Here is a 26171-nt window from a genome sequence, read left to right on the forward strand (position 1 = left end):
ATTTGTTTTTAATAAGTACATGTACAATTGGAAATACCTTGAAAAAGGTCAATTCCTAAGGTAATAACATGGGTTCCGGAGGAGTAACCCAGTATTTCGTTCATAATAACTTGATAAGAGTATCCAAAATAGAAATCTCCTTTCTTAAGCCCAATGATGGGGGCTACATAAAGCGGACTTCCAAATTGATCATTTAAGATTCTGTATGTGAAACCCGCATAGTAGTAATCCAAAAAATCATACCACCTGAATTTAATGTTGGCATCTGTAATGGAGCGGCCATCACTTTCAAAATATTGAAAGAAAATGGAGGGTTCCAACTCAAAGACGGACCTTGGCCCTTTTCGATATTTATATCCAGTATAGAAGTAAAAATTGCGTAATGTGTTGGGTTCAAAAATGGGGTTAAATCTTTTGATGTCTTTATTTAGAATATTGGAAACATTTAGACTAAAGTAAAAACCGTCATTGCGGTATAGAGCTCCAACCTCAAAGTTAGGATTGTTAGAAGCTCGGTCGTTCACAACAGCTTGGTCATTGTTATCGATAAAATTTTCAGTATCTATCCGAAACTGATTCATGCTAAAACTTAGTGCAAATGAAAAGTAATTATCATCATATTTGTTTATGGTCAAATGATGGGCAAAAGAAACTTTTCCACCTCGTTGTTTGGTTTCACCATTAGAATCATTGTACAGCACCATGCCAATACCAGACCTATTACCTAATCGAACATCGGCAGACAAAGATTGAGTGTCCGGAGCATCTTGTATTCCAACCCATTGTGTAAGCCCGTTCATTCTTACCTTTACGTAATTGCCTATTCCTGCATAGGAAGGGGACATTAAGAAAGGATTGTCTGAGAGGTACTGTGAGAGCTGGGGAATAGTTAACTCTTGTCCTTTAACGACAAAACTCATCAATAAGAAAAAGAATATTTTAGTATTCATTCATTGTTTTTTATAAAGCATGAAATACCCAACGAACTCTTGCTTATTTGTATCACTTTTTCATTGTCGTTGGCAGAAAAAAGCTTGAAATCTCAATGTTGAAGAATCTCAAGACTATTTTTTCATAGGTTTCAAGTCTTTGGTATTCATTGTTTTGACAGTTTGGGTTTCACTGAAAAACAGATTTCTAAGTATAAAAGAACTTACTTAAAGTTGAAGTAAGGGGATGGAATTAACCAATGGGGGCTTCCAATTGATGAAAAGCCCAAATGGATATATATGGAAATATTTGGCTTTATAATCACACGATATTTTTGTGATATTTTGGCCTGGATGTATAAAGAAAAAGATTACAAATTAGGTTTTGTGCATTTGTATCAAAAAGCAATGGTTAAATTGGTTTTGAACTATGGCGCTTGGTAATCATTTGAACAACAATGTTTTTAATGGAATTGCTGGTAAGCTTACAGATTGTATTTATGCCTCATTTTTAATGATTTAAATTGAGGATTAAACATTGGAACACAAAAAAAGAGTCACTGGGAAATGACTCTTTAAAGCATACTTAGGTTAAATTAATGGGGGTTCTAATATCTTCTTGTCATCCATTACAACCAAGGAATTATTTAAAAATTCCTTGGCGTAACAGAAACCTCAACTAAACTAAACACTTTTATGACCAACAGCCTAAAGTGAATTGCTATATAGACATTAGGATAATTTTGAATTGAACCCATATCCTAATGTGCGATACAAACATAGTATACATATACATATTTGTGGCCCCTTAGCTTATGGATGGCCGTCCTCATTTTACGGATTGGTCATATGAATTAGTGGTTCGGTAAAAGTGTAACTTTTAGAATAAGTATTTTTGTGGAATTGCTCGGTTGGTAGTTTGGAGCAATTTTGAGCTTTTAGAAACCGGAACTGAACTTACAAAGAAGGTGTGGTCAAAATTTTTAATAGGTCTAGCGGTTCGTTATTTTTTCCAACGAGCAAATGCGGTTCACTTCCAATCTCAATAAAATTTAAGTTCTTGACATCTTTTGGTAAAAACAATCCAGAACGATTAGCGTTGACCGGTTCAAAAATGCCTTTTCCTTTGTTCATAAGTACCAAGCCATAGCCAGCATCGTTTCTTGGGGTCTCTATTTCTGATGCAAAAAGATTTCCAGCAAGCACTAAATCATTTAAACCATCTTTGTTAATATCCCAACTTAAAATGGTATTGACAGAAGAAATCTGGGCAATTTCTGGGAACTCTATAAATTCGAAATTTCCATTGTTATTGTTTTTAAGTATGCCACTCTTAAAATTATATGCGGACAAATGAAGGGCATCAGCTAAATTTTTATGTCCGTAAATATCGGAAACGGTTGATTTACCAAAAACATCATATGTAGGGGCAATTTTCTTAACAGAGGGCATTTGTTGTGATGAACATTCTCTGCCCCTAACTGGATATAATTCCCCAAAATTATAATAGCCTAATACAATGTCTTTTTTACCATTATCGTCAAAATCATGATAGTAAACCTCAAAAGGTTCATCTTTAGTAGCCTTGTATTTGTAGTTTTGACCTAAATTTCCTAATATATAATCCTCATCACCATCGTTATCAATATCAATTGGTTTAATAGAGAAATACCAGCCAGATAGAGCCTCAAGTGAAGGCGTGCTCACCTTACTAAAACTACCATCTAAATTATTGAAAAAAGTAGGCTTCATCCATTCCCCAACAATGGAAAGGTCTAAATCTCCATCTTGATCATAGTCGGCCCAAGTAGCATCGGTTACAAGACCAATATCTTGTAGTTCTGGAATCACTGTTTTAGTAACATCAACAAACTTTCCATTAACATTCTTCAAAAGATAACTACTCGCTGGCGAAGGATAATTGTTGGGTAAAAACCTTCCGCCAACAAACACATCTAAATGGCCATCGTTGTCAAAATCCGCAATTCGAATCTTGGAGCTACTAACAGAGATATTGGGCAGTAAATCCATTCGTTTAACGAAAGTTCCGTTTTTATTCTCATACAATCTATCTCGGTAATTAGCTGAACCTGGCTTAAATTCGTTTCCACCTGTAGCCACTATGAGATCTTGGTCTCCATCATTGTCATAATCAAAGAATTCTGCATCAACATCTTCATAAATTACCTCTTTTTCAAAAGATTGTAACAGTTGAAAAGCTCCATTTGCTTTTTGAACGTAGATACTGGAAGGTGTTCCAGTGCTTTGTCCAATAAAAAAATCGTCCCTTTTATCACCATTGATATCACCGACCGCTATGGCAGGCCCAAAGCCAGACATTTTATGAGGTAGTAATACTTGCAATTTGTAATCATCAAAATCGTTTTCCGTATGGGTTATTTCAGCACCAAGTGGAATGGATTCGAACAATTTGCTTGGGAATACTTGTTGATGGTTGTTTTGCTCTTTTTCTGATGTATAAGAAACAGTTAATGTAGTGTTGATGTTAGGATTGAATATATGCTGAATCTTTTGTCCTGGCCAACTTACTGTTATAGAATCCACAATTTTTTGTGTTCCGAGTCCAACTACAATTTTGGGTGGTACTGAAGATTGATAACCTCTTACACTGTAATTCTCATACACTTGTTCTTTACCATCAGAATAAACCTTTACCCTTACGCCGATGCCCATAGAATTCTGTGGCTGATCTTTAAATTCTATTTTTAAGTAATTTGTCTCTCTTAATTCGGAATTGTTTCTTAAGATGATGGCCTTTTCATCAACATTGTTGACCACCATGTCCAAATCTCCATCATTATCTAAATCTGCATAAGCAGCTCCATTGGAATAAGTGCTTTTTGGTTCTTTTTGCCAAATTTTAGACGTGTTCTCAAAACTGAGTCCGCCGGTATTTCTATAAAAGTAATTTGTATAAGGGCGATGGGGAGTGCTATTGATTAAAAATTTTATTTTTTCAGGATTTGAAAGGGCATCATGATTTTCTTTTAGGTATGATTGCAGTTTGCCGTAAAAATCTTTGTTTCTAAAATCCCTTTTAATTCCGTTTGAAATGAAAATATCTTTAAGTCCGTCATTGTCAAAATCTGCAAATAGGGGTGCCCAACTCCAATCTGTATTAGAGATTCCGGACATTTGTGCAATATCTGAGAAGAATGGAATGCCAGAACTATCAATATGACCACTGTTTTTTTGTAGAGTGTTGTACATGTATTGGTGATGCTTGCCAGCAGCTACATTATTATTGAATTTTTGAGGATTCATACTCGCCATGCTGGTTTTCATACCGTAATTGTCCTCAGAGACCATATCCAAAGTAAGAATGTCAACAAAGCCATCATTGTCAAAGTCGGCAATATCATTTCCCATTGAAAAATTAGAAATATGATTGGTGGCCTTTTTGATCACTTCTTTAAACGTCCCATTCTTTTGGTTAAGGTATAAGTAGTCTGGCTCGTCATAGTCATTGGAAATATAAATATCTGGCCATCCATCATCATTTAAATCACTTATACCAACTCCTAATCCATATGAAATGGAATTGGAATGAATACCGGTCTTTTTTGTAATATTTACATACTTCCCATTCTGATTTTCATAGAACCTGTCTCCAAGAGGTGAGAAGGTTTCCGTATTGCCAAGACTAAATGTTTGTGGGTTGTGATTCATTAAGTACATGTCCAAATCACCATCCAAATCATAATCTATGAATGCTGATTGTATGGAATGCCCGGTATCGTTTAAACCAAATTTGGCAGCAGATTCTTCGAAAACCGGAATGCCTTTGGTATTGACACCTTTATTTATAAATAATTCGTTGTGCAATAAATCTTTTCTTTCATAAGGGCCAGATTTACAAACATAAATATCCAACAATCCATCATTGTTAATATCTACCATGTTTACACCTGTTGCCCATCCTCTATTCCCTGTTGTTTTGGAAGGAATACTTATATCTTTAAACTCAAGGTCACCTTGATTTAGGTAAAGTGCATTTTTACCAAGATTTGATGTAAAATAAATATCTTCCAGACCATCATTGTTGATATCGCCAACAGCTACTCCTGCACCATTATATACATATTCATAGAGGAAAGAATTGGTCAATTCATTTTCCACGTTAGCGTTTACAAAATGAATATTGGTATGGTCACTATCCAAATCCGTAAATAGAAATGATGTGTCATTTTTTTTCGTATTACATGAGCTAAATAATACGAAGGTTGTAGTTAATAGCAGTAATGCTTTTATTGTGGGTTCTTTTTTCATCAACAAATGGTAAAGCCCTTCAAATATAAAAAGGGAAGTAAGCTGAGAGAAATTTATAAAAAAGTAAAGGAAGATTGCTCTTCCTTTACTAAAATTAACTATGAATAAAACTAACTCAAACTATAAATTAATCTACTTAATGGACTATTTTATAGAAAGCTTGTTATTGAGCGTACCATAGGGTCACATTCTGCTCATTTGGACCTTGAGCACTAAGTGCTGCATCGAAATTTGGATTTTCTTGAGCTCCAGAACCATAGCTCATACGTTGCGGATATACTCCATTCAAGTCCAAACCTAGTTCAAAAAGAACCGGATCAGAAACTCCTGCAGCTAACTCGGCAGGGTATCCCATGTCACGAACAACTGCCCAAGCTTCAAAACCATCTGTATAGCCTAACAACCAACGTTGTGTTGCTATTTTTTCAAGCTTTTCTTCTTCTGTACCTACTGTGATATCTGCAATAGCCTGTGTGGTGGCATACGTAGTAGCTTCACCTGCCGAAATACCCCAGATTTTCATGGCTTCAACAATTCCAGAATTCATCATAGCTTGGGCATCACCAGTGGCAAGACCTCTTACTATGGCTTCAGCTTGCAAGAAATAAGCCTCCGCACTGGTTAAAATAATCTCAGGATACCCATCTGCTTCTTTACCTCTTGTTTGGGTAATATCATCTGAAGGTAATGAGAACATATCATATCCCATAAAAGGTCTGGTGTCACCATTGGTTCTAATCGGTTGACCAATAAATTGACCTCCGCCAATTTCAACTGTAGTTGTATCTACTTCTACTGATGTGGTATAAACAGCACCTGAATCATCCAAAGACCCCAATAAGAAATCAACACGATCTTGGTGGTTTGGATCAACATACTCACCAGAATCAGGGTCTGTACTATTCACAAGTTTAAAAACACCACCTTTAGCTGGGATTGCATATACTGCCAACCTTGGATCGTTATTATCTTTCAACGTGTTGATCAAAACGTTGGAAACGGTCCATTTAGAAGCTCCACCTCCAAAATCATTCCATGGGTCACCATACGCGGCAGAATTCCATTTGCTGATTTCAAAGTCTTTTCGCATCGTCACACTTCCTGAAGCATCATCCAATAATGGAGCGTTAAGTGCTTCGGTTACTGCTGCTGCTGCAAAGTTTTCTCCAGGAGAACCATAAGCTCTCATGGCTATTCTCAACTTTAACGTATTGGCCAATCGTTTCCACTGTTGTAGATCTCCTCCGCAGTATACATCATTGGAACCTACATCGTCTACACCAAGGCCAGTTTTGGCAGCATCACCAATTATGGACATTGCTTGATTCAAATCTGCAATAATGCCTTGGTAAATGGTAGCTTGATCATCATACTTTGGAGTTAAAATCCCATCAACACCTGCCTCGGTAAATGGAACCATACCATAAATATCTGTATACATTTGGTAGTACAACCCTTTCATGATCAAGGACATAGCATACATGTATTGATTCTCAAACTCACCACCTTCATTGGTAAGGTCTGAGAATGATTTAATGTTACCAAAATAACCTGCTATCCAGTCATAAGTGGCATCGGTATATCCTCCATTTTGGGTATAGCCTAAACCGTCATTCCACCATGAAGCGGTGTGACCGAAAGTAAAATGGCCTGCAAACCGATCTGCGTTGATTAACTGAGCTCTCCAGTACACAAACCTGTTAGGAGCATAAAGCCCTACTTGAGCACTTGTTAAAAAGAACTTGGCGCTTACCTCATCCGCTGTAAAACCTTGCGAATCGGTATTGATCTGATCAAAGTCTTTTGTACAGCTGTTCGCAATGAACAAGAGTACAGCAAGACCCATTAGTTTTAATGTGTTATTTTTCATAATTGCAATTTTTTTAGAAGTTAACATTTAAACTCAAGCCTAAACTTCTGGATGTTGGCAAAGCATAGAACAGAACTCCTTGGCCAAAGTTTGATGTCGAATAACTTGACTCAGGGTCAAAATTATCGGCTTTTTTGTAAATAAAGAACAAATTCCTTCCAATAAAGCTAAGAGATGCATTCTGTACAAAAGTGTCTTTTAACAATTTATTAGGAAATTGATAGCTGATACTTAACTCCCTGAGTCTGAAGTTAGTTTGGTCAAAAACATACTCAGAACCAATGTTACTTACAGCACCCCAATAGTCTTGTGCACTTATAGTAGTTGTATTGGGAGAAAAGGTTCCATCCCCATTGTCAACAACCCCTTCTACCAAAATTCCACCGTCACGGAATTCCAATGATCTTTTGGAAACACCAGAAGCATCTAGAGCTGAATCTGTGAAGGAGAATACTTCTCCACCTACTCTAAAGTCAACCAAAGTGTTCAATGTGAAATTTTTATAAGTAAAAGTATTGGTGATACCACCAGAATAATCTGGCTGATAGTTTCCAAATTTTTCTCGCTCAGTAGTTGCTCTTGGACGTCCTTCTGCGGATACAATTAATTCCCCTGCATCATTTCTTAACCAAGTAGTTGTATAGATATCCCCATATCCTTCTCCTACTTGAGCACGTACATCTACAATACCGCCATTACTGCTACTAAATTGGAAGTTTTCTTGACCTTCAATCAAATCAACCAATTTGTTCTCGTTTTTAGAAATATTTGCAGAGATATCCCATGTGAAATTATCGGTTTGGATTGGTGTACCACCTAATAGGATTTCAATACCCTTGTTTGAGATTTCACCAACATTTTCCCTAAAGGAATCAAAACCAGTTCCTGGGTCAACAGGTACATCAAAGATTAAATCCTTGGTTGAAATATCGTAGTAAGAAACATCACCATACAATCTATTGCCAAATAATCTGAATTCGGCACCTATTGTAGTTGTTGTAATATCTTCTGGACGAAGACTCTCGCTAAACTTGATATTTGGTCTGTTGATCTGCGTATTCCCAAGGTATCCATTTCCAGCTACTGTAAACAAGTTTACAATTTGTCTTGCATCTGTATCATTACCTACACTAGCGATACTTGCTCTTAACTTAAGCATATCGACGGCCGTACCTTGTAGGTTCAATATTTGATCCAATAAAATACTAATGTTAGCAGAACTATAGAAGAAAGACCTATTTTCTTGAGCCAAGGCAGAAGACCAATCATTTCTCGCAGTAAGGTCTAAATAGACCATATTGTCATATCCAAAAGAAGCAGAACCATATAAAGAGTTTACTCTTTTTTCAATCAAATCACTTTGACTTGCCGTAATTAAGCTACCATCCGTATTGTTTAAGAAATAGCGACCAGGAATTTTGAAATCTTCACCACTGGTGCGAGATTCAATCCTAGTTGAATGTCTTAGGTTTCCACCTGCGTTAGCAGTTATATTTAACTTCTCCGAAACATCCTTGTTGAACATTAACAAGAAATCGTAGTTGGTTTCAGTATTGTCATTTTTACCAAATGAAATACGTCCTCTAGGGAAGAAATGATGACCAACAGCGGTATAAGCTTCGGTGTCTTGTGTCACTGCATCAGTACCTACTCTTGCAAAAGCAGACAACCAATCCGTGAATTTATAGTCTAACTTAACCAAACCAATAAAACGCTTTCTTTTATCTCCATTGAAATCGTTTTGTAAAATCCAATATGGATTTGCTCCTAAAGATCCTGGGCCGATTACATTAAACGGATTGTCTGGGTCTATTGGATTTTCTGTATTCTGAAATACTTGGAGGTCGGCATTGCTAACGTTTCTAGCCATGGGCCATAAATAAGCCATAACCCCTTCAGTTCCCTGATTAGGTCTGTTTTTGGCTTCCTGTAAAAAATAAGTGGCTTTGGCATCCAAAGAAAGTTTATCGCTCAATTGTACAAAACCACGTAAATTAAAGTTGTTACGTTTTACATTGGAGTTAGGCAGCATTGACTCCAAATCAGAATTGGTATATGAAAATCTTACTGAAGCATTTTCGTTACCTCCGTTAAGTGCAATGGTATTGACCAAGCTAGTACCTGTTCTAAAGAAATCTCTGACATTATTGGGTTGTGCAGAATAAGCTCTTTGCTCTCCATTGTATGCCAATTGTTGAGAACCGTCAAACCTTGGCCCCCAAGAACCAGCTCCTCTTACAGCATTTAATTGAACTGAAAGTGCGTCTGATGGGTTGATCGTTGGGAAATTTCCATCTGTACCACGGCCATATTCATTCTGATAATCTGGAAGCACTAAAGGGTCTTCAAATGTAACACTGGCGGTGTAATTAACACCTAGACCTCTACTGGTAGATCCTTTTTTAGTGGTAATGATAATTGCACCATTGGCAGCTCTAGATCCATAAAGGGCAGCAGCGTTTGGTCCTTTTAAAACAGATATAGATTCGATATCATCTGAGTTAATATCAGAAATACCATTTCCTAAATCTGGAACATTAAATTCTCCAGTTCCCGCGGTAGCATTAGTACCGTTGTCAATTGGGACACCATCAACAACATAAAGAGGTTGGTTGTTCCCGTTTAGTGAGTTGTTACCACGAATTACGACACGTGTACCTCCACCAACACCTGATGTGGATTTTGACACCACTACACCGGCAACCTTACCGGCTAAAGTACTGGCAACATTGGAATCCTTTATCAAGGATACAGCATCACCGTCTAATTCAGTTACGGAGTAACCTAAAGATTTTCTTTCTCTAGTTAAACCTAATGCCGTAACAACCACTTCGTCTAAAAGCTCTGTGTTTTCTCCCAAGGTGACATTAACAACTGACTGTCCACCAACAGCTACCTCTTTTGAGGTGTAGCCAAGAGCTGAAAACACCAATATTGCCGAGTCGTCTGATACGCTGATGGTATAGTTTCCATCAAAATCTGTAGAAGTACCATTTCTAGTACCTTTTTCTACAACGTTCATTCCTGGAAGTGGGTCACCTGTATCTGCATCGGTGACAGTTCCTGAAACAGTTTTTCCTTGCGCCGATATTCCTTGAATGCATAGGAGCGACACAATCATTAAAAAATAATGAAGCTTTTTGTTCATACTATCTGAGTTTAGTTATTAGTAAAGTAAGCTTAATATAAGCTTAATGTTTGCAATATAAAAGTTTCAATTCCTTATATATATAGAAAATATATTCGACTAATAACGAAGATGGAGAGCTAAAGGACTGTTTAGAACAGGGATTTTCGCAAAAAAAGTATTGACTTTTGCACAATTTTGACTTTTGATAACTCGGTATTTGTTGTATATGAGCTATGTTTTAGTGCAGTGAAAAATTTAACCGTTTGCTATTGGTCAGTTTTTGATGTGAAACAAAGTAACTTTTTATCTTTTTTCCATTTAATTGGATGCTTGATATTTTTCCTTGAGTACTATTTTGGGAAACATCCCTTGTTATTAAAATTGATGAATTTGAATAATAATCAGGGTTTAAATGAATAGTTACTTTATCAAAAACAGGGATGGTCAGGGCATATGTTGGATTGGCTGGACTAACGGGGTAAATGCCCATCATAGAAAAAACTGCCCAGGCACTCATTGTTCCAGTGTCATCATTTCCGGGTAGTCCATCTGGAGCGTTTTTAAAATATGTTTTTAGAAGTTCGGTAACTTTTAGCTGGGTACGCCATTCCTCACCTTTTACATAATTGAACAGATAAGGATAGGCAATATCGGGTTCATTGGCCATGTCGAACTGTTCTTTGTCAAATACCTGTTGTAATTTATTGGCAAAAGGTTTAGAGCCACCCATTAATTTCATCAACCCCTTTGTATCATGGGATACCATGAAAGTATATTGCCATGCATTCCCTTCTATAAAACCTAGGTTTTTGACAAAGTTTGCCCCAGTTTCTGGATTGTAAGGTATCAACCAACTACCATCATCATTTTTTGGTCTCAATAGATTGAACTCCTTGTCAAATAGTTTTCGATAGGAAATTGAACGCTTTGTAAAACGTTTGTAATCTTCTTTTTTACCTAATGCCTTCGCCAATTGAGCAATGGCAAAATCGGTAATATTATATTCCTGTGTTGTGGAAACAGAACCACTGTTTGTGGTTTTGGTAGTTAAATAACCTTTATTGATATAGTCACTGATTCCTGGACGGAGTGGATTCCCATCCAATTGATCAGCGCTTTTTAGCATGGCTTCATAAGCTTTTTCCACATTAAAATCCTGAATACCCTTCAAATAAGTATCAGCAATTATAATCCCAGCAGGATCACCGACCATGGTTGTGGTTTCGGTTGCATTCAATTCCCATTTGGGTAACCAGCCTGACTCATCATAGATTTGCAACATGCTTTTTACCATATTTGATTGTTGCTTGGGATACACCAAACTCATTAATTGATGTAAGTTGCGATAGGTATCCCATAACGAAAAAACCGTATAACGGGTACCATCGGTTTTTAAGGTCTGTCTGGTTCGCATTTTTGGATATTCGCCATTTATATCATTCAATGTGTTGGGGTGAATAAGAGTATGGTACAGCGCGGTATAAAAAATGGTTTTATCATCTTCAGTTCCTCCTTCAACTTCAATTCTCGATAAATATTGGTTCCATTGATTTCTTGCTTCTACCAATATCTGATCAAATGTTTTGCTAGAAGTTTCTTTTTCAAGGTTTTCTCGAGCATTCTCAATACTGACATAGGATACACCTATTTTCATTTCAACCTGTGTAGGTTCTTTAAAATCATAGTGCATATAGGCTCCTATGCTGTCCCCAACCACTTCTTTGGTATAACCTTTCATCAATCGGGTTTTTCCATTGTATCCCATCCATTGGGACTCCAATCCTTCATAGGTGGTTGGTTTTTTCCACGTGCCAAATTCTTTTGCTGGTTTTGAAAATTTAGCTACAAAGTAAACGGGGTATGCTTCTTCCGGTTTATAATAGCAAAAAGAACCCACGCTTCGTATGCCCTCAATTTCAGTTGGGGAAACCACCTTTATTTGAGCGCCTTGTTCATTGGTAAGACCCAACCCCAAGTTTAAAAGAATGTTTGCCTTGCCGGCCGGGAAAGAATATTTGCTGACCCCGGTTCTAGTTGTAGCTGTTGCCTCAACTTTAATGTTGTACTTGTCCAAAATACTGGTGTAATATCCAACTTTTGAAATTTCATCGGAATAAGTAGAGCCATATTCTTCATGGTTGGTGACTATTTCACCAGTTGTGGGCATAGCTAAAATAACACCTAGTTCTGGACAGCCTACGCCACTTAAATTAACATGGCTAAATCCCGTTAAAAATTTGTTTTCATTTACATATGGTGTGGACCACCATCTGCTATCTTTTTCCAATGCGAGATTTTGCGACCCAGCAACATTAAAAGGAGAAACATTTGCCATACCTCTTACCGCTATTGGACCAGGGTTCGTGGTTCCAAAATTGGAAGTTCCTATAAATGGATTTACATAATCAACAGGCTTTTTTTGTGCAGAACAGACAATCGTTATAAAAAAGAAAACCAAAAAAAGATTAAGTCTCATAGTACAAATTATTTACATCTATTTATAAATCTTTCAAATAGAAAGTCTGTATTATTTTATTACAATTTCATCTACAAAGAGCCATGTGCCTCCACCATTGGGAGCTTTTTTAAGATTGGTCGCTTTTACCTTTACATATTTTGTATTTCTCTCTTCAAAAGAAATTGCGAAATCCTTTAAAACTGGATTACCGTTTTTAACATAAGCCCTTTCAATTGTACCCACAGTTTCAAATACTTTTCCATCCATGGAAATTAATACCTCGACTTTAGTTGGGAAATAAATGCCAGGGCCTTGATTTTCCATAGTTCCCAAAGCAACTTGACTTATTGTTTTTTCTTCACCAAGTTCTACGATAGCCTCCATGTCATCATCTAGCCAAGCCAACCATTGTCCATCATGAAAGTTGGTGGTGCCTCTAACGGCGTTGGTCAATGTATATGGTCCCACACCTTGGTAGCTGTCACTATATTTTTTGATGTATTCTATTGGGTGGGCAACAGCTTTGTGGAACACTATGGTATCTTTAAATACTTTTCCAGATAACTTTCCATCTAGAAACAAGCCAGCTTTAATATTGGTAGTTGAATTTATCTTAATAGGGGTTGAATATTTTTTTGAGTCATCATTTAGTTCCCCTTCTCCCAATACGTATCGAATATCAGCTTTTGGAAATTCATTTTGTAAGGAAAGAGTAATAGTTTTAGTATCTAGATTAGCTTCTGTGCTTTTACTGATGAGATAGGCACTTTGGGCATAATTTATTCCCTGAAGTTCATATCTTTTGAACAAATGCTTGACCCTATTGGAAAAATCACCCCAATCTCTAGACTCTTTCGGGCTCCATACGGTTTCGGCCAAAGCTGCTATTCTTGGATAGATCATATACTGGGAATGTTCTGGAGTTGGAATATATTCAGACCAGAGGTTGGCTTGCCCGCCTAGTACATGGGCGGCATCTTCCTCGCTCATGCCCTCAACAACAGGATCAAATTCATATACTTTACTTAATGGAGTATAGCCTCCAATAGCCAATGGCTCATCATCTTGTGGGCCTTGGTAGTGATCAAAATAACAATGACTGCCAGGGGTCATTACAACGTCATGACCTTGAGAAGCGGCTTCAAGACCTCCTTTTACACCTCTCCAACTCATTACGGTGGCATCTGGCGCCAATCCTCCTTCAAGTATTTCATCCCAGCCTACCAATTTTTTGCCGTGTGTATTGATGAACTTCTCCATGCGTTTTATAAAATAGCTTTGAAGTTCTTCCACATCGTGCAGTTTTTCATTTTTCATTCGTTTTTTGCAATGTGGACAGATTTTCCAATTGGTTTTGGTAGCTTCATCACCACCAATGTGAATGTATTTAGATGGGAAAATCTCCATGACCTCTATGAGTACATTCTCTAAAAATTCAAAAGTCGACTCTTTACCCGCGCAATAAATATCCGTGATAGGCCAAACACCTCCAGAAGGTACTCCAACCGGCTCAGGATTATCAAAGCACATAAGTTCAGGGTATGCCGCAACGGCACTTGTAACGTGCGCGGGCATTTCTATTTCTGGAATTACCTCAACATTTTTTGAAGCAGCATAGGCAACAATTTCCTTTAGCTCTTCTTGGGTCAAAAAACCACCATACTTGCCTTTTTCACCTGCTTTTACCGATAACCTGCTGTTCCAGTGCAGGTCTTCCTGGTCAACACGCCATGCACCCACATCTGTAAGTTTGGGATATTTCTTTATTTCTATTCGCCATCCTTGATCATCTACTAAATGTAAATGCAGTACATTCATCTTGTGTGCTGCCAATTGATCTATAGTACTTTTTATGTATTCTTTGTCGAAGAAATGACGTGACAAATCCAACATCAACCCCCTCCATTTAAATCTAGGCTCATCATTTACAGATATGTTGGGGATTTCCCAGTTAACACCATTAACAATGGATTTACTTTCTATGGATTCTGGTAATAATTGACGAATCGTTTCCAAACCGTATAAAAAGCCTGCATTGTCTTTGGCTTTAATGGTTATATGGTTACTGGTCACCGCTAAGGTATAAGCTTCATCAGGTAATGTGTCATCTAAGTTTAGCTGAATGTAATTTTTTGAAGGAGCGGATTCGACAAACTCCAAATCCCAACCTGACACATTTTTAAAAGCATTTTTTATGAACTGGAACACTTCCTTTTGTGAGTCCTTCGAAACAATCAATTTTGTGTTCTCTGTGAACAAAAAACCACCAGAATTTAATTGCAGTTCTTTGGGTTTTGGAAGAATGGTAATATCATCTTCCGTGAAAACCTTTGTACTTTTCGGCTGACATCCTACTAAGGTAATGGTCAAAATAAATACTAAAAGATGTGCTTTTTGGCTCATGGTAATAATCTGGTTGGATGATCTTTTACTTCTGATTGGATAGAGAATAAGGAGTTGACTCGTTGGAAATAGCCCAGTTCTTGTTGGCTTCAGGACCCATTTTAAAATTAAGCTCCCCACCATTTTGAACAGTTTCCGTGCCAATCCAAGTTTTATCGTATGATTTTCCGTTCAAACCGGCAGTTTGGATAAAAGGATTTTCCTTTCCATTGTCATTAGCAGTGATAGTAAAGGTATTCCCGTTTTGCAAATGCAATTTTACCTCATCAAACAGAGGGCTTCCAATTACGTATTGATTTGTGGCCGGAGCTACAGGATAAAAACCCAATGCACTGAACACATACCAGGCAGATGTTTGTCCGTTATCCTCATCCCCACAATAACCATCTGGAGTTGGTGTATAGAGCTTGGTCAATACCTCCCGTACTTTTGCCTGGGTTTTCCAAGGTTGCTTGGCATAGTTATAGAGATAGATCATATGTTGGATGGGTTGGTTGCCATGGGCATAATTTCCCATATTCATAATCTGCATTTCCCGGATTTCATGAATGGTGAATCCGTAGTAAGAATCATCATATTCTGGGGGCATATTGAAAACTCCATCCAGCATTCCTGTAAATTCCTTTTCTCCACCCATAAGGTCAATGAGCCCCTGAACATCATGAAAAACAGACCACGTATAGTGCAAACTGTTGCCTTCGGTAAAAGCATCACCCCATTTTAATGGATTAAATGGAGATTGAAATTCACCATCTTTATTTTTGCCACGCATTAATTTAGTGGATGGGTCGAACAACTTTTTATAGTTCAAGGATTTTTGATAGTATTTCTCAGCCAGTTCATTTTTCCCTAAAGATTTAGCCATTTGCGCAATGGTAAAATCAGCATAGGCGTATTCCAAGGTCCTAGCAGCATTTTCATGAATGTCAACATCGTAAGGAACATATCCCAGCTCATTGTAGTAATCCAACCCTGCTCTTCCTACACTATTGACCGGTCTTCCATCGGCCACGGTCGCATTTTTTAAGATGGCATCCAAAAGCGTCTCATTATCAAAACCACTTACTCCTGTTAAATGCGCATCGGCGATTATTGGTGCAGAATTGGATCCGATCATACAATCACGGTGTCCAGGACTGGCCCATTCTGGCAACCATCCAGATTCTTTATAGGTGTTTACCAATCCTTCCATAATGTTACTGTTTAAATCAGGGTACATCATATTGAAAAAAGGAAAGACTGCTCTGAAAGTATCCCAGAATCCGTTATCGGTAAACATATATCCTGGTAAAACCTCACCATTATATGGACTGTAGTGTACTACTTGATCATTGGCATCAAACTCATAGAATTTTCTTGGGAAGAGTAACACCCTGTACAAACAGGAATAAAAAGTACGTAAATGATCAATGTTTTGGGTGCTTATTTCAATTCTGCTTAATTCTTTTTCCCATGCTTGGGTAGCGGCATCTCTGGTTTCTTTAAAAGTTTTATTGCCAATCTCCCTGTCCAGATTTAATTGTGCCTGTTCTGGACTAATGAATGAAGAAGCTACTTTTACATGAACTTTTTCGCCTCTCTTGGTTTTAAAACCAATGATTGCCCCAACATGTTCTCCTTTGTTTTCGGTAGTGTTTTCTTTTAATTTCCAGTCGTCTCCCCAAGTATGGGTAAGCTCAAAATCTTTATCAAATTCGGCCACAAAATAATTGTGGAAATTTTCAGGAACACCTCCGCTATTGTTTCTGCAGTAGCCGATTATTTTTCGCTCTTCTGGTAAAATCTTGACCATGGAGCCTTTAAAAAATGCATCGAGCATTATAAATGCCTGGTCGGTTTCTGGAAAAGTAAATCTGAAATGTGCAGCCCTTTCGGTTGGTGTTACCTCAGCCACCACGTCATAATCTGCCAAATATACACTGTAATAATCCGGTTTTACGGTTTCTGCCTTATGCGAAAAGTGGGAAACTCGTTCGTCTTCCTTGTATTTCAGTTCTCCTGTGACCGCCATTAGGGAAAATGCAGCATAATCATTGATCCATGGACTGGGTTGGTGGGTCTGTTTAATTCCTCTAATGGTCTTTTCATCATATTTGTAAGTCCATCCATCTCCCATTTTTGAGGTCATGGGTGTCCAGAAATTCATGCCCCAAGGTGTGGCAATGGCCGGATATGTATTTCCATTGGATAAGCTGAAATCTGAATCTGTACCCATTAATGGATTCACATATTCTAATAGTTCTGTTTGATCCTGCTGGGAATTTGTAGCCATTTCTTTTTTGGTTCCTTCTCCGCATGAAGTAAAAACCATTGCTAAAAATAAAATTCCAATTGCTGGCCACTGTATTTTTCTTGTTTTCATACTACTGATATATTTTGTTGACCTCAGGATTTTTCAATTGGCGTTCGTTGGCCAATTTTTCATCACCGGTCATTTTAAAGGTCAATGTTCCGCCGTTACTGATTTCTTTGTGGGTAATATAACTCCTATCTAGTTTTTTGCCATTTAAAGATACGCTTTGCACAAAAGGATTGCCATTTAAACCTTCAGCTTTTATGGTTAGAGATTTGTTATTGCCCACCTGCACAACAGCTTCCTCAAATTGGGGAACTCCCAGATCATAAACTCCTTGTGCCGGGTTAACAGGGTAGAAGCCCAATGAGTTCAAAATGTACCAGGATGACATCTGTCCACAGTCTTCGTTACCGCAGTGTCCGTTCGGTTCATTTTTGTACTGATCTTCTAAAATAGTACTGACCAACTTCTGTGCTTTTGATGGCTGACCAACATAATTATATAAATAGGCAACATGGTGACTGGGTTCGTTACCATGTGCATATTGACCTATCATTCCCGTACTGAACAAAGGTAGTTTGTCTTCAGGTTCTGGGTAATAACTGAACATGGAATCCAGTTTTTGTTCAAAACGTTCCTCTCCACCTGTACTTTTAATAAGCCCTTCAACATCTTGAGGAACAAACCAGTAGTAATGCCAAGCATTACTTTCGCAGAAATATGGCGTGTATTCCTTTGGAATAAAGGGTTCAATAAAATCTCCCTGTGGGTCTTTGGGCTGTAGCCATGTTCTTTTGGAATTGTATAGGTTCTTCCAATTCTGTGATCGCTTCAAGAAGTAATTGTAATCATCGGTTTTTCCCAAATCTTTCGCGAACATGGCAATGCACCAATCATCATAGGCATATTCCATGGTTTTGGAAACCGACCAGTTTTCATGACCGTCATCCACGGGGATATAGCCCTTTTCTTTATAAATATCTATTTGACGTTCGTTGACCATTGCACTTTCCTTACAAGCTTTATATGCCACTTCTGCGTCAAAGTCAAACCCTTTAAAATAAGCATCCACAATTACGGGAACGGCATGGTAACCGATCATCATATTGGTTTCACTTCCCTGCATGGACCATACTGGAAGAATACCGGTTTCGGTGTAATGCGCCAACAGAGATTTAACCATATCCGGCACTTTTTCCGATTGAATAATGGTGTAGAGTGGGTGGGCCGCCCTAAAGGTGTCCCAGAGTGAAAAGGTATCGTAACGATTAAAATTGTCTGCTTTTGCAATCGAATCTGTTCCATCCTTAAGCTTTCCGTTGGCATCATTGGCCGCTTTATATTCGCCATTGCTATCGCTATACAATGTAGGGGCCAGCATGGACTGATACATCATGGTATAGAAAATGGATTTTTTATTTCTATCAGGAGTTCTGATTGTGATTTTTTGCAGTTCTTTTTCCCAAACACCTTCCGTGTTCTTTTTTATGCTGTCGAAATCTGAATTTGCCTCGGTTTGGATGGCTTTGCTCGCAGCTTCTGAACTCACAGATGACAGACCTGTTTTGACAATAATCTGCTCTCCTTCAATTGTACTGTAGTTCAGAATTATTTTTGAATCACTTTCATTTTGAGTCTCACCTCCAACAATTTTATAAGAATCAAACGGTTTTGAAAACCGTATTTCGAAAAATAAACGTTGGTTTCTGGCCCAACCTGTTGACATGCGATGACCTTGTAAAGTGGAATCGTTGGCTACTTTAATGAAAGTGTCGGTAGGCTTGTCCCAATTTAAGGAATAGCCTAAATCCACATGAATATGACTGTTTTCATCCTTTGGAAATGTGTATCTGTGAATACCCACTCGGCTAGTTGCAGTCATTTCCGCCTTGATGCCATAATCCAATAAATTAACCCAGTAATAACCTGGAGAAGCTTTTTCTTGGGTATGATCAAACTTGGAGTAGGGTTTATAATTATTGTCAGGAATGCTGTCAGAAAATCTGCTATTGGTGGGCATCACCAAAATATCGTAGAGGTCACCAGCTCCGGTGCCAGTTAAATGTGTATGTGAAAAACCTGTGATTATGGAATCTTGATAATAATATCCAGCTATACGGTCCCATCCTGGAATGCCAATATCTGGACTCAATTGTACCATTCCAAATGGTGTAGTGGCTCCAGGATAAGTATTGCCCGGACCATCTGTGCCAATAAATGGATTGACATAGCTGGTCAGTTTTTCTTCAAAGTGTTCCTTTTTAGGTTTTTGGGAACAACCTACAAGTAAAAATACAAGTGCTATGCAAACATAATCCGGTTTCATTGGCTCATGGCTTCTGATTATTTTTTATGAACTTCGAATTTTCCGTTTTTATCTATTGTCAATATTTCATTTGTAAACGGACTTTTTGTCCAAATGGTAAAACCTTTGAAGTGTTTTTCCAGAAAGGGGGTCACCTTTTTGTTGAAAAGTTGTGTTGACGGTCCATACACCTGTCCATCTGCATTTTTCCAAGCTATTTTTTGTTGGTTTTTGGAAATCAAATCCCGGTATAGTTCATACAGATACCATTTGATATGTTCATCCTTTGGAATTTCAAACTGGTATGATGAGCTGCCTGCTTCATTTTCTGAGAAATAAACATAGCCCCATCTTTCTGGTTCGTGCATATTGATGACATACTGAGGAGACCATACCCAGTTATATTCATGAAGAAATTCACCTGTTTTTTTGTCTTTTTTTCTTGAGTACTTTCCATTGGTGATGTCAAAATCCCAGTTAACCCTTGAAAAACCTACTCTCCAAAACTTGTTTTTTGGTACATTGTTTTCATAGTACCCTGTGCGCAAATCCCTAAATGGAATGGCTATTTCTATGGTCCATCCTTGATCAACATCTGAAGGATCATTGAGAGTGCCTTGTACGGATACGGCTGATTGTAGTCCCAATGCTTCCCAACCATTCAATGTTTGGTTGCCTGTGCGGTATGGAGCAGTCAAAAATTGATCCCAAACGGTATTTAGAACATTCCATTCCAATTCATAATATCCATGTACATCAGCTTCAGGGTCAAGAAAAATTTCAAAATCATTGTTATGGAAGATTACCGCATCATGTTCGGTAATATCTCCCCACACATGTGGCTCTTCCATTTGTGCAAAAAAGTAGACATTGGTATCATCCCATAACATTTTCATTCGGGTATCGTAGGTGGGCTTTTTGACCCCTTCAATATCTATAAATAAATCTGACCATGGAGCTTTTTGCCACGAGGTTTCGTTTGCTTTTCCATCAATGGTTATTTCGCTATTTGTTTTGTATGCTACATAGCTTCTTGGTGTTTCTTGGGCGTAAATCAAAATGCATCCTATGAATAAGAAGAACGAGATGAAGTTGATTAGTTTTTTTTGTTTTTCCATTGTGTTCATTACTTCCCGCTTATAAACTATTTTCTTTGGTAAACTTTAAAATCTCCGATATATGCCCAAAGGCAAGGGCGGTAACCGTATCTGCTGCGCCATAGTAAATGGCCACTTTATCTTCCTCAAGAGAATGTAATGTTGCGCATGGGAAAATAACATTAGGGACATCTCCTACACATTCATATGTGGTTTGTGGGGATAAAAGATAGGGTTGGGTTCTATATTTTACGTTGTTTGGATTATCCTTGTCCAGAATGGACGCTCCCAAGGAATATCTAAATCCATTGCAGGTATTTATTACGCCATGGTAAAACATTAACCAACCTTCATCGGTTAATATGGGTACGGAACCAGCTCCTATTTTGGTGCATTGCCAGGCACTGTCTTCAAAAGGAGATGCTTTCATAACGCATCTGTGCTCTCCCCAATATTTCATATCTGGACTATAGCTTAGGTAAATATCACCAAAAGGAGTGTGCCCATTATCGCTAGGTCTACTGAGCATGGCATACTTTCCATTAATTTTTTCTGGAAACAACACTCCATTTCTATTGAAAGGCAAAAAGGCATTTTCACATTGGAAAAATTCTTTAAAATCGAAAGTGTAGCCAATACCTATGGTTGGTCCATGATATCCGTTACACCAAGTGATCCAATATCTATCTTCTATAAATGTAACCCTAGGGTCATATTTATAATCAGATTCTATCATTTGGGTGTTTCCAGCTCCAAAGGTTATAGGTTCATGGTTTATTTCCCAGTTGATGCCGTCTTTGCTGAAACCTGCAAAAATATTCATTTGTACAGCTTTGTTATCACATCTAAAAACACCCGCATACCCATCCTTAAACGGGACTACCGCACTATTGAAAATACTGTTTGAAGATGGTATGGCATCTCTTTGTATTATTGGATTTTCATTATATCTCCAAACCACATCTGAAATGTTAGCAGGTCTTTCTTGCCAGGGAATTGTACTCACTTTATAAATTTAATTAGGTGTTATTTATTTTGTAATCCTAGTTAGGGATTTTTTTGGTCTTGTCTAGCCAAGTGAATTTTAAAATTATTGAAGTTATAACAAATACCACAAGTGTTACAAGGGTTTTTGGATAATCTCTGATAATCAAATAAATAGGAAGCAGTATCATGCTCGATTGCCATACTATGCCAATGGCACAGTTCATCATATCCAACCAAAAATCATTGTTCTTCTCAAAAGAAGCATCCTCATTTTTTAATTGGGTATAAATTGGTTTCCACCACCCCCATGGTTTTACATTTTTGTAAAAAGATTTTAATACTTCGATTTCTGTAGGCTTGGTTAGGTAGGTTCCTAAATACGATCCTAATAAAGAGAATCCGAAGATGATAGGGAAAAGATAAATGGCAGATAGATGGGAAAGGTCAAACAGCAGGGATCCTTCTTCAAAACTCCCTTTGTTTTGATCCAGTATAAATTGAAGGGTAGCAATTAGCAATCCAGCCAACATACCCCAAAAATACCCCCAACCATTAAAACGCCACCATATCCATTTTAGAAAATTTGCAGCTACGTATCCCCCAAAAAGGGCGCTACTTATCCAGAGGGTAAGCGAGTTGATGGATTCAGCAAAGAAGCCCATGCAAACGCCAAGGGCCACAACGGCGAAAGAGGCAATGTGGCTAGCTTTGATATAGTGTTTGCTAGAAGCTTCAGGCTTAAAATATTTTTTATAAATGTCATTTACAATATAAGCCGGAGCCGAATTTACAAAAGCAGAAAAAGTAGACATAAATGCAGCTAATAAGCCTGCTAACAAAAGACCCTTGATGCCAACGGGAACATGATGGTTGATCACTTTGGGTAAAATCAGTTCTAAATCACCACCAGATAAAGTTGGATTTGCACTCATCTCTGGAGCCAAAACTACCAGAGCGATCACTACAATTCCCGTAATCAATAAATAACGAGGGATGTACAATACCAAATTGGTAAAACCACTCATATAAGCAGCTTCTTTAACCGATCTAGTGGATAAAATTCGTTGAAAGTCATAACTGGGTACAGGTCCGGCAATACTGGCAAAAAAACCTTTTAAGAGAGACATGCCTATAAAAGCCCCGAACATTTTATAACCCTCTGAATCAATAAGTCGGTTAAAAGCATCAAATTTCTCACTCCAATGCACCCCTAATTCGTTCTTGAAGAAGATATTGCTCCATTCCTCAGAAATAATATTGTTGATTTCTACATCCGTGATAGTGACAAAAGCATATCCGGCAACCAGAAGACCGGCAATGACCATAATCCCATATTGCAGCACTTCGGTGGCTACTACAGAGAACATTCCACCTTTTATGGTATAGAGTGTGGTCAGGAAAATAATGATCATAGCATAGGATTGCTCCGAGGTCAAAAGGAGCATATCTCCTATTTCCAAGGGAATATCCCAGGGTAAAATTATGGTCAGGAATTTACCGACACCTTCAAAAAAATAGGCAATAAACCCAACGGCAGATACCACTGCAAATACCGCAATAATACTATGCGATGCCCTACCAGCCCTTCCGTCTCCAAAACGAGTAAGAATCCATTCAGAACCTGTCATGATATTGGAGCGCCTGATCCATACGGCCAGGAACATCATTATAAAAATCTGATTGAATACGGGCCACAGCCACATGAACATAAAACTTTTGGCGCCATAGAGAAACAAGATGCCAACCATCCATGCGGTTCCCGATACATCGAACATGCCAGAGCCGTTACTAAGGCCCAAGTAGTACCATTTTATGTCTTTTCCGCCTAAAAAGTAAGACTCAAGTCCTTTAGAGGCCTTTTTGGAAATCCAGATTCCCACAAAAAGGGTCAGCAATACATAGATTGCTATGATTGAAATATCTATTACATCCATTTGCTCTTCTTCGCCTTAATTAAATGCCCCAGTTTTTATTCGGTTTTGGCCCCATTTCAAATTCCAATGTTCCACCATCCATTAGTTCCTTGTGTGTGATATAGGTTCTCTGAAGCGACTTTCCATTTAGTTTTACTGATTGAATGTATTTGTTGGTTGATGAGGTGTTTTCTGCCACAATAACAAAACTTTTGGTGTTAGAAATTGCTATGGTTGCTTTTTCGAAAATTGGGCTTCCCAATTCATATTGGCCTGATGCCGGGTTCATGGGATAAAAACCCATTGAGCTAAAGACATACCATGCGGACATTTGACCACAGTCTTCGTTGCCACTTAAACCATCTGGTTTTGCGCTGTATTGAGTGTCCAAAATCTCTCTGACCCATTGTTGTGTTTTCCATGGCTTGTGGGCTTTGTTGAACATATAGGCAATATGATGGCTAGGTTCGTTGCCATGGGCATATTGCCCAACCAATCCAGAAATATCTGCCGAAATGTTATCTCCTGAAATCTCCGAACTTTCGGTAAATAGTTGTTCCAATTTGTTTGTGAAAGCATCATTTCCGCCATGCAAATCAATAAAGCCAGGAACATCGTGCAATACAAACCAGCTATGCTGCCATGCATTACCTTCAGTATAATCCGTATGCAATCTATGGTTGGAAAATTTTGGATCAAAAGGTTCGTTCCAGCTTTTTCCATCAGTGGATTTTCCTCTCATGAACCCAGTTTCTGAATCAAAAAGATGTTTGAAAGCATTGGAACGATTTATAAAATATCTGTAATCTTCATCTTTGCCCAAGACTTTGGCCATTTGGGCCACACACCAATCATTATAAGCAAACTCTAGACTTATGGTAACTGACTCGTCCAGCTCATTGTACGGGATATATCCATATTCTTTGTAAGGTTTCAATCCCCTAATGTCGCCCATCATGGTATTACGGACTGCCTGGTAAGCTTTCTCAATGTCATAACTTCTAACTCCTTTTAAAAAAGCTTCAACTATGACAGATACTCCATGGTTGCCCGTCATAGTATTGGTTTCATTGGCATATAATGTCCATACAGGTAGCCTGCCTTGTTCATCATAATAGGCTAGCATGGATTGGATAATACTATTTACCTTGTCTTGCTGCAATATGTTTAGTAATGGATTTTCCGCCCTGAAAGTATCCCATAAAGAGAGTGTTGAGTATGCGCTCCAATTTTGTGCGGTTACAATACTATCATTCTGCAATCGAAATTGCCCATTGGTGTCACTAAATAGCACAGGAGCAACATGGGTATGGTATAGCGCTGTGTAAAACATCGTTTTCAAGGAATCCTGTGGCGTTTCTATCTTGATTTTAGAAAGCAGGTCTTCCCAATTTTTATCAGTATCCTTCTTTACATCTTCAAAAGATTTGGAGGAACCAAATTTGTTTAAGTTTTCTTTGGCGTTGGATATACTTACAGAGGAAACAGCTATTTTCAACTCCACAGACTCCAAATCATTATCAAAAAAGAATTGTCCCCCGGTTTTTATTCCTTTAGCTGTTTTATTATCCTCTAGAGATGTGCCTTCTGCCGTCAAAACAGAATTCATGATGGGAGCGGAAGATTCAATGGCAAAGAACACTTTTTGATTTTTTGCCCAACCAGTACTGTGCCGATACCCAACCAAAAGGGTTTCATTTTCCAATGTAAGGGAGCTTTTCATCGGTTTGTCCCAATTAACTGCATATCCCAAATCAACAATAAAAGAAGGGATTTTTATAGTTTGATAGGTGTATTTGTGATAAGCTACATATTCATTGGCAGTAAGTTCTACCTGAACATTATGGTCATCCAGAAGCACATTGTAATACCCAGGAGAAGCAACTTCGTTGGTGTGTGAGAATCGTGATGTGTAAGGCAAACTATCCTTAGAGGTTCCAAATTTGGATAGATCAACAGGGTTATTGGTTGGCATGAGTAAAATATCTGCCAAATCTCCAATTCCGGTACCACTAAGATGCAGTTGTGCAAAACCCGAAATAATTGAATCTGTAATGTGATATCCAGAACACCAATCCCACCCGGCAGTACCATTATCCGGACTGGGTTGTACCATGCCAAAAGGAGCAGTTGCTCCAGGGAAAGTGTGCCCATGACCACCAGTGCCAATGAAAGGATCTACAAATGAGGTGATGTTTTTTGGGGAGTCTTTTGTTTTTTCTTCCTTACAGGAAAAGTTTAGGATGAGAGTCAGTAAAAAGAAAGGAAAAGTTAGTTTGCTCATCAGTTCAATAGATTAATAGATGTATTTTTTATACTTTTCCTCAAAATATATTTGGTTTTCTTGTCCTTGAATAGAAAATAGGTTGGCAAGCTCAATGGTTGTGGTCGGTTGCAATTGTATACCTAAATATTTATAATTTTATTCTGTACAGGAATAATATTAGACCAACAACCAGCCATAAAAGCTAAACGGCAGAAAAACCGTACAAA

12 protein-coding genes are annotated in these 26171 nt (G+C 38.0%); all 12 read right to left on the reverse strand.

The window, feature by feature from the left end; all coding sequences use genetic code 11:
- Window positions 1-8: 8 nt before the first annotated feature.
- On the reverse strand, window positions 9-950 hold the full coding sequence (locus CRO15_RS05525; RefSeq protein WP_097044749.1) for a PorP/SprF family type IX secretion system membrane protein: 942 nt from the start codon (window positions 948-950) through the stop codon (window positions 9-11).
- Window positions 951-1886: 936 nt separating this feature from the next.
- Window positions 1887-5219: a VCBS repeat-containing protein gene (locus tag CRO15_RS05530; protein ID WP_097044750.1), complete on the reverse strand. Its 3333-nt coding sequence runs from the start codon at window positions 5217-5219 to the stop codon at window positions 1887-1889.
- A gap of 163 nt (window positions 5220-5382) precedes the next feature.
- Window positions 5383-7089 (reverse strand): SusD/RagB family nutrient-binding outer membrane lipoprotein, encoded by a 1707-nt coding sequence (locus tag CRO15_RS05535; protein ID WP_097044863.1) that lies wholly within the window; start codon window positions 7087-7089, stop codon window positions 5383-5385.
- 13 nt (window positions 7090-7102) lie between these two features.
- Window positions 7103-10237, reverse strand: a complete 3135-nt coding sequence (locus CRO15_RS05540; protein WP_097044751.1) for a SusC/RagA family TonB-linked outer membrane protein — start codon at window positions 10235-10237, stop codon at window positions 7103-7105.
- A gap of 220 nt (window positions 10238-10457) precedes the next feature.
- Window positions 10458-12695, reverse strand: a complete 2238-nt coding sequence (locus CRO15_RS05545) for a GH92 family glycosyl hydrolase (RefSeq protein WP_097044752.1) — start codon at window positions 12693-12695, stop codon at window positions 10458-10460.
- 51 nt (window positions 12696-12746) lie between these two features.
- Window positions 12747-15080 carry a glycoside hydrolase family 20 protein gene (locus CRO15_RS05550; RefSeq protein WP_097044753.1) on the reverse strand — a complete coding sequence of 778 codons (2334 nt, stop codon included), beginning with the start codon at window positions 15078-15080 and terminating at the stop codon, window positions 12747-12749.
- Between the two features lie 25 nt (window positions 15081-15105).
- Window positions 15106-17391, reverse strand: coding sequence for a GH92 family glycosyl hydrolase (locus CRO15_RS05555; protein WP_097044864.1), 2286 nt, complete (start codon window positions 17389-17391; stop codon window positions 15106-15108).
- Window positions 17392-17443: 52 nt separating this feature from the next.
- Entirely contained in the window at window positions 17444-19702 is a 2259-nt protein-coding gene (locus CRO15_RS05560) for a GH92 family glycosyl hydrolase (protein WP_097044754.1), read from the reverse strand.
- A 17-nt stretch (window positions 19703-19719) separates the two neighbouring features.
- Window positions 19720-20808, reverse strand: coding sequence for a carbohydrate-binding family 9-like protein (locus CRO15_RS05565; RefSeq protein WP_097044755.1), 1089 nt, complete (start codon window positions 20806-20808; stop codon window positions 19720-19722).
- A gap of 10 nt (window positions 20809-20818) precedes the next feature.
- On the reverse strand, window positions 20819-21784 hold the full coding sequence (locus tag CRO15_RS05570; protein WP_097044756.1) for a glycoside hydrolase family 130 protein: 966 nt from the start codon (window positions 21782-21784) through the stop codon (window positions 20819-20821).
- A 37-nt stretch (window positions 21785-21821) separates the two neighbouring features.
- Window positions 21822-23699, reverse strand: coding sequence for a sodium:solute symporter family protein (locus CRO15_RS05575; RefSeq protein WP_097044757.1), 1878 nt, complete (start codon window positions 23697-23699; stop codon window positions 21822-21824).
- 19 nt (window positions 23700-23718) lie between these two features.
- Window positions 23719-25962: a GH92 family glycosyl hydrolase gene (locus CRO15_RS05580; protein ID WP_097044758.1), complete on the reverse strand. Its 2244-nt coding sequence runs from the start codon at window positions 25960-25962 to the stop codon at window positions 23719-23721.
- Between the last annotated feature and the right edge of the window lie 209 nt (window positions 25963-26171).

Source organism: Flagellimonas pacifica (assembly GCF_900215465.1).
In the GTDB taxonomy this organism is placed as follows: Bacteria; Bacteroidota; Bacteroidia; order Flavobacteriales; family Flavobacteriaceae; genus Flagellimonas; species Flagellimonas pacifica.